Consider the following 6799-nt stretch of genomic DNA (forward strand, 5'->3'; position numbering starts at 1 on the left):
GACGCCTTCCGGCACACTCAAGGGGAATTGATCGCACTATACCGAAGCACCGCCGAATGTCGAAACATACCGATGCCAGCCACTCCCATTCCAACAGTTGGCGTCGCGGTGCAGGTTCTTTCCGACATCACCTCACAAGCCGCAGAAAAGGACCGGTGGCCAGAAGCGCGGAACAATATCCCGGAAACCCCTACATCGCCCGCGACCTGCCGGTCTCGGGCTACGACCGTCAACGACCCGCGACGGCTGCCGGACTGCGCTGTGACCACCCGGGCACCTGGTCAATCCCGCGTACGGCCACGTCTAATCTGATATCACCACGATCATGGCCGGCTATGGTGAATCACCCTAAGCGGTCATATTCCTGCCTTCGCCTTCACCCTGACGCCCGTCCCACTTGGTGAACCATCGGCGCGGGTTCCCACTGCGGACAAATGGCCGCAATGCCGCGCCCAGAATTGACCGGCGGTCGTCGGCGTTCAACATGCGATCCGCAACATGCAGACGCGGCACGAACGGAGGGAAAGTCGCAGGCGATCCCGCCCACGAAAAACGCACCGCGCACCTCTTCACTGCGCCACCTTCACCGCCGCTGAACGAACTGGCCACCGGACGGGCGGCGGTACGACATCCTCCGATCCCGAGATCATCGAGACGAGCGGACCATGGTGAGGCCGACGACGCCGGCGGTAGCGTGAGGCCAATCCGTGCCACGCCTCAAGGAGCCGACGGTGGACAACGCCATCCAACTGATCAGCGACGGCGATGGCCTGGCGGTCATCGGGCATCCGGCGGCTGTCGATCGTTTCCTCACCGCGGAGCGACTGCCGTCGAAAGACCTCGGGCTGCAGCGACTCAGCTCCACCCTCCGTACCGGATCCACCATCGCCAAGGGCGGCGCCGAGATCGCCGACCATTCCGGCCGCTGGGTCCGGTTGACCGCGGAGTCCGCCGAGGCGATGAAGAAGTACAACCTCATGACGGGCTCGGAGAGCGGTGTCAGCCGGGCCGTACTGACCGACCACGGCAAGATCACCGGTCTGCTCGAAGTGGTTCGGACCCCCAGCGCGATGCTGACCAACCCGGCGATCCTGACCGGCGCCGCCGGACTCATGGCGCAGCTCGCGATGCAACAGACCATGGAGGAGATCACCGACTATCTCGCCGTGATCGACGCGAAGGTCGACGCCGTGCTGCGCGCGCAGACCGACGCCGTGGTGGCGGACATGATCGGGGTGGAGTTCGTCATCGACGAAGCCCTGACCATCCGCGAGCAGGTGGGCCGGGTCTCCGAGGTCACCTGGTCGAAGGTGCAGGCCACGCCGGTGCCGCTGGCCCGGACCCAGGTGTACGCGTTGCGGCAGCTCGACGCCATCGCCGAGAAGCTGGAGACCCAGACCAAGGTTGGCGACCTGGCCAAGACGGCCAAGGAGGCCGAGAGCAAGGTTCAGGAGTGGCTCGCCGTTTTGGCCCGCTGCTTCCAACTCCAGGACGCGGTCGCCGTGCTCGAACTCGACCGAGTGCTGGACACGTCCCCGGGAGAGCTGGAGGAGCATCGCGTCGCCATCCGGGCCGCCCGCCGCAACCGCCTCGACCTCATCTCGCGCAGCACCTCGCGCCTGTTGTCCCGGATGGACGCTGCCGCCGGCACCGCCAACGCGAAGGTGCTGCTGAACCCGAGCACATCCCGTGCCGTGGTGCACTCGACCAACCACGTGGCGACCACCGTCGTCGACTTTCACGGGCGGCTCGGCCTCGAACGCGACCGACGGTCGTGGGATGCCAGGCGGTGGCTGGACGCCGCCGTGGAAGTGCGTGACAAGGTCCTCGAAACGGGGACCGAGGTACGCGACAAGGTCCTCGACACCGGAACCGGGATGGGAGAGAAGGTTCTGGAGACCGGGGCGGAGGGTGTGGGCGTCGCCAGCCGGTTCGGTGTGGCGGCCTTCGGCCGGGCCAGGTCGATGATGGGCAGGGCCTCCGGCGAGATCGCCGAGCGGGCGCAGCGCCAGTTGGGCAGCAGAGAGGAATCCTGATCGGCCGGCGTCGTCCCTGGTGCGAGCATTCCGCGCACCCCCGCCGCCGCTTGACTTCTTCTGCCGACCGGCCGCGAGCACATGGACGGTCTGGTCCATCAAGTCGCCAGTGCGGCGAGGCCCGTCGGACCACCTGCGCCGCCGTGTCGGACGGCAATCGCTGCTGGGCGCACTCGCCGACGGTGAGCAACGTTTGCCGCCAGCCAGCACATCGGCTTACCATGGACGAGATGGTCCAATTACTGATGTCGCGATCATGCGGCCGCTGCTCTGGGAGGGGCGCATGGCAGTGATTTCACGCGGTTTCGGTGGCCGCCGACGCGACGACACCGATCTTCCGCCCGGCCAGTACCGCACTGACGACTTTCCGGTGCTGTCGGCGGGGCCCACGCCCCGCATCGGGCTCGACACGTGGGAGCTCGCCGTCATCACCGAGATCGGCGAGCGGAGCACGTGGTCATGGGCGGAGTTCACCGCCCTTCCTGCCGACGAGACAACCGTCGACATCCACTGCGTCACGCACTGGTCGAAGCTCGGCACGCGCTGGCGGGGCGTCTCGGTGGACACGTTGCTGGCCGATGTCGAATCCTCGGCCGAGTACGTCGTCGCCCACTCCTACGGCGGCTACACCACGAACATTCCGCTTGAGGACCTTCTCGACGGCCAGGCCTGGGTGGCGTACGAGTTCGACGGCGAGCCGCTGACTGCGGTGCACGGCGGTCCGGCCCGCCTCCTCGTTCCGCACCTGTACTTCTGGAAGAGCGCGAAGTGGCTGCGCGCCCTGGAACTACGTCACGACGATGAGCCTGGGTTCTGGGAGACGGCCGGCTACCACAACTACGGTGACCCGTGGCGCGAGCAACGCTACCTGGCGGACTGACCTGGCGGCCGGCGACCGTCGCGGGCACCAGGGCGGAGACCGCGACGGCGCGGACGGTGGTCCTCGACGTCGACGGCTGGGTGGGTCACGTGCCGGGCCAGCACGTCGACGTCCGGTTGACGGCTCCCGACGGTTACACGGCGCAGCGCAGCTACTCGATCTCATCCGCCCCGCTGGCCGACCGGTTTGAGGTGACAGTTCAGACGGTGGCCGACGGTGAGGTCTCGCCGTACCTCGTCGATGCCGCGGAACCGGGTGACCAGCTTGAGATCCGTGGGCCGCTCGGCGGCTGGTTCGTGCGCCGACCCACCGATCCGCGCCCGGCGTTGTTGATCGGCGGCGGATCCGGCGTGGCGCCGCTGATGTCGATGGTGCGGGCGGCGACGGCTCCGACCAGGCTGCTCTACTCGACCCGGTCCCCGTCGGACGCGCTGTTCACGGCTGATCTCGCGAGTGCAGAAGCCGCAGGAGGCGGTCTTGTCGCCGTCACCCACGTCTACACCCGGGTGGCGCCCGCCGGCTGGCCGGCCCCACCTCGACGACTGGACGCGGACACCCTGGCCCGCGTCGCGTGGCCCCACGACGCCGACGCCGTCGCGTTCGTCTGCGGGCCCACCGGATTCGTCGAGACCGTGGCCGACCTTCTCGTCACCATCGGCCACAACCCGGCGACCATCCGCACCGAACGCTTCGGACCCACCAAAGGATGATCATGTCGACCACCACCGTCGGAGCAGACGACCCACACTGGGTGGACGGTAACGCCCTCGCCGGCCCGCTCGGCGAGATCATGGGGGCCGACCTCACCGTTGCCGACCTCACCTGCGCCGGCTGCCGGATGACCCGTCCGCTGGCCGCGATGCGCGTCTTCGACCGGGCGCCCGGCCTGGTGGCCCGCTGCCCCGGCTGCGGGGACGTCGTCATGCGCCTGGTACGCACTACCGCGCGGGCCCTGGTAGACCTGCGTGGATCGCTCGTGGTCAGCCTCCCGCTGCCGCGGGTCTGAGCACGAGATTCGAACAATCGCGATGAAGCGGGATTCAGGAGACAGTGTGGCGAACAACGCCGAAGACATGATCGCGTTGACCAGCGCCGAGCAGGACTCGACCCTGCCGCCCGCCGGCCCGGTTGACGCGGAGGACTTCGTCATCACCAACAACAGCGCGGACGGCATCTACGAGGCCACGGTGGGGGGCCGGACAGCGGCAGGGCTCGTCTACAGCACGGCCGGGGACCGCGTCATCCTGTCGGCGACATCCGTGTTCCCCGAGTTCCGGGGGAAGGGAGTGGCGAGCAGGCTTCTCGGCGGCGTCCTCGACGAGCTGCGCGGGCAGGGAAAGACCGCTGCCGTGACGTGTCCGTTCGCGGCAGCGTTCGTTGATGCTCATCCCGAGTACGCCGACGTGCTGGACCCGACATTCCGGTCACACCCCGGCCAGCGAGGGCACTGAGCACCCGTCGGCACGCCTGAACGCGCCCCGACCGCTCTCCCCCGAGTCCTTACGAGCGAACGCGGATGATCGTCTTGCCGGTGGCCCGTTCGGTCGGGTTGAGGGCGGCGACGGCGTCGTCGAGGTCCGCGACCTTGCCGATGTTCGTCAGCAGTCGCCCGTCCCGTACCCGCTGGACGATTTCACCCAGTTGGGCGCGATCAGACGTCACGACGAAGTCGATCGTCAGGGCGTCCGCGGGTCGCACCTCGGGCGGCCCGACGACGGACACCAGGCTTCCGCCGGCGCGAATCAGGCCTGCCGACCGCTTTCCGATGTCACCGCCGATGACGTCGAAAACCAGATCGATTCCACCGACGTCTTCCAGGACGTCGTTCTCGAGGTCGACGAACTCCTGCGCGCCGAAGTCGAGCGCCCGCTGCCGGTCGGCGGCGCGCCCGGTACCGATGACGTAGGCGCCGAACTCATGGGCGAGCTGCGTCACCATCGAACCGACAGCGCCGGCCGCGCCGTGCACGAGGACGCTCTGCCCCGCCCGGAGGCGGCCGTGCTCGAAGAGTCCCTGCCAAGCGGTCAGGCCAGAGATCGGCAGGCTCGCGCCCACCGTGAAGTCGACGTCGCCGGGCAGCGGTGCGAGGTTGCGCGCCTCGACCGCCACGTACTCCGCCAGGGTGCCGTCTCGGCTCCAGTCAGTGAGGCCGAAGACCCGCTGCCCCACTGACAGCCCCGTCGTGCCGTACCCGAGTGCGCTGACCACTCCGGCCAGTTCGTGCCCGGGTACCGACGGCGTCCGGTCCCGACCGAGGCGATCGGTCCAGGTCGAGGGCCACGTCAGCTCGGTCGGCACAAATCCCGACGCGTGAACCTGGACAACGACGTCGTTGATGGCAGGTTCCGGCGCAGGCCGGTCCACCAACGTCATTCCGGCCGTTCCGGCGGCCTCGTCGGTCACCACGATCGCCTTCATCAGATACCTCCTGGATTCCGCCCTCGCCGCACTGCCACGAGAAGCACTGTTCGTTCCCAACACCGGCGGCGCCACGCCTCGGCGCCGTGCCACACCACGCCGACCGGTAGCGACCGGAGTGCGGTGGGGTGTCGGCGGGAACGCCTGTCGACCTCGATGCCGACGGGCGAGTCGGCCAGCTCGTCGGCCGTCCCGAACCTAGCCATGGCAAAAGTGGTCTGTCAAGTCCAGTATGCGACCGTCCAGTCATCGCCGCAGCCGCAGTAATTGCAGTTCAGGACCGTTATAGCGAGACCTCTTCGGGCGAGGATGGACTTCTGCTTGGACTTTGGCGTCCAGGTGTGACGACGGCTGCGGGAATACGGCCGGCCCGGAGATTGTCTGTACCTGCGAGTCCAGGTGCGCTCCGCCTGGCTCCGCAGCTGAGGCCACGAAGGGAGAGCTGTGCACCAGCAGACCCAGTACCACAGGAACCCGGAGGCCGTTTCGCGGCTCAACCCGGAGCAGTACCGGGTAACCCAGCAGGACGGCACCGAGCGACCGTTCGCCAACGCCTACTGGGACAACCATGAGCCCGGCATCTACGTCGACGTCGTGTCCGGCGAGCCGCTGTTCGCGTCCGTCGACAAGTACGACAGCAACTCCGGCTGGCCGAGCTTCACCAGGCCGATCGCCAGGACGAACGTCGTGGAGCGCCAAGACTCGAGCCACGGAATGATCCGGACCGAGGCCCGCTCGTTGCACGGAAACAGCCACCTCGGCCACGTCTTCAATGACGGTCCCCCCGAGGAGGGCGGACTGCGTTACTGCATCAACTCGGCGTCGCTGCGGTTCATCCACCGCGACGACCTGGAAAACGCTGGGTACGGCGAATACCGCACCCTGTTCACGAGTGACACCAACACGGGCACGACATCAGCCAAGGAGACGATGTGAACACCGAGAAGGCAATCCTCGCCGGCGGCTGCTTCTGGGGCATGGAGGAGTTGTTCCGCCGCCAGCCCGGCGTCGTGTCGACGCGCGTCGGGTACAGCGGCGGCGACGTCCCGAACGCCACCTACCGCAACCACGGCACCCACGCGGAGTCCATCGAGGTCGTCTACGACACCGACAAGACCGACTTCCGCGCGCTGCTCGAGTTCTTCTTCCAGATCCACGACCCGTCGACGAAGAACCGCCAGGGTAACGACATCGGCCTCAGTTACCGCTCGGCGATCTTCTACACCAGCGACGAGCAGAAGCGGGTCGCCGAGGACACGATCGCCGATGTCGACGCCTCGGGCCTGTGGCCCGGCAAGGTCGTCACCGAGGTCACCGCGGCAGGAGACTTCTGGGAGGCCGAGCCGGAGCACCAGAACTACCTGCAGACGTACCCCAACGGATACACCTGCCACTTCCCCCGCCCGGGATGGAAGCTGCCGAAGCGGGCGACTGCCTGACACCCCTGGCGCGCGGGCCGCACGGG

8 protein-coding genes are annotated in these 6799 nt (G+C 67.8%); 7 read left to right on the forward strand and 1 reads right to left on the reverse strand.

The features are described 5' to 3' along the window. Positions 1-731 precede the first annotated feature (731 nt). From KBX26_RS25550 to KBX26_RS25570, 5 genes are all read left to right on the forward strand, one after another. Complete coding sequence (locus KBX26_RS25550; protein ID WP_210866589.1) at positions 732-2036, forward strand: hypothetical protein; 1305 nt, start codon at positions 732-734, stop codon at positions 2034-2036. 283 nt (positions 2037-2319) lie between these two features. Continuing rightward, positions 2320-2916, forward strand: coding sequence for a sulfite oxidase-like oxidoreductase (locus tag KBX26_RS25555; protein WP_210866590.1), 597 nt, complete (start codon positions 2320-2322; stop codon positions 2914-2916). Continuing rightward, positions 2886-3626 (forward strand): ferredoxin reductase, encoded by a 741-nt coding sequence (locus tag KBX26_RS25560; protein WP_307857903.1) that lies wholly within the window; start codon positions 2886-2888, stop codon positions 3624-3626. Before KBX26_RS25555 ends, KBX26_RS25560 begins: the two co-directional genes overlap by 31 nt. 2 nt (positions 3627-3628) lie before the next feature. Further along, complete coding sequence (locus KBX26_RS25565; protein WP_051708151.1) at positions 3629-3922, forward strand: DUF6510 family protein; 294 nt, start codon at positions 3629-3631, stop codon at positions 3920-3922. Positions 3923-3968: 46 nt separating this feature from the next. Next, a complete protein-coding gene (locus KBX26_RS25570; protein WP_210866591.1) occupies positions 3969-4367 on the forward strand; it encodes a GNAT family N-acetyltransferase in 399 nt (132 codons plus the stop codon). Between the two features lie 49 nt (positions 4368-4416). On the opposite strand, the gene KBX26_RS25575 is transcribed toward KBX26_RS25570, so the two are convergent. Next, positions 4417-5334 carry an NADP-dependent oxidoreductase gene (locus KBX26_RS25575; RefSeq protein ID WP_210866593.1) on the reverse strand — a complete coding sequence of 306 codons (918 nt, stop codon included), beginning with the start codon at positions 5332-5334 and terminating at the stop codon, positions 4417-4419. A 444-nt stretch (positions 5335-5778) separates the two neighbouring features. Between KBX26_RS25575 and msrB the strand changes: the two genes are divergently transcribed. Further along, positions 5779-6270 carry a peptide-methionine (R)-S-oxide reductase MsrB gene (gene msrB, locus KBX26_RS25580; protein WP_210857672.1) on the forward strand — a complete coding sequence of 164 codons (492 nt, stop codon included), beginning with the start codon at positions 5779-5781 and terminating at the stop codon, positions 6268-6270. A gap of 41 nt (positions 6271-6311) precedes the next feature. Next, on the forward strand, positions 6312-6773 hold the full coding sequence (msrA, locus tag KBX26_RS25585; RefSeq protein ID WP_051708179.1) for a peptide-methionine (S)-S-oxide reductase MsrA: 462 nt from the start codon (positions 6312-6314) through the stop codon (positions 6771-6773). Positions 6774-6799: the final 26 nt, after the last annotated feature.

This window comes from Micromonospora sp. C97, from assembly GCF_018070385.1.
Lineage (GTDB): Bacteria > Actinomycetota > Actinomycetes > Mycobacteriales > Micromonosporaceae > Micromonospora > Micromonospora parva.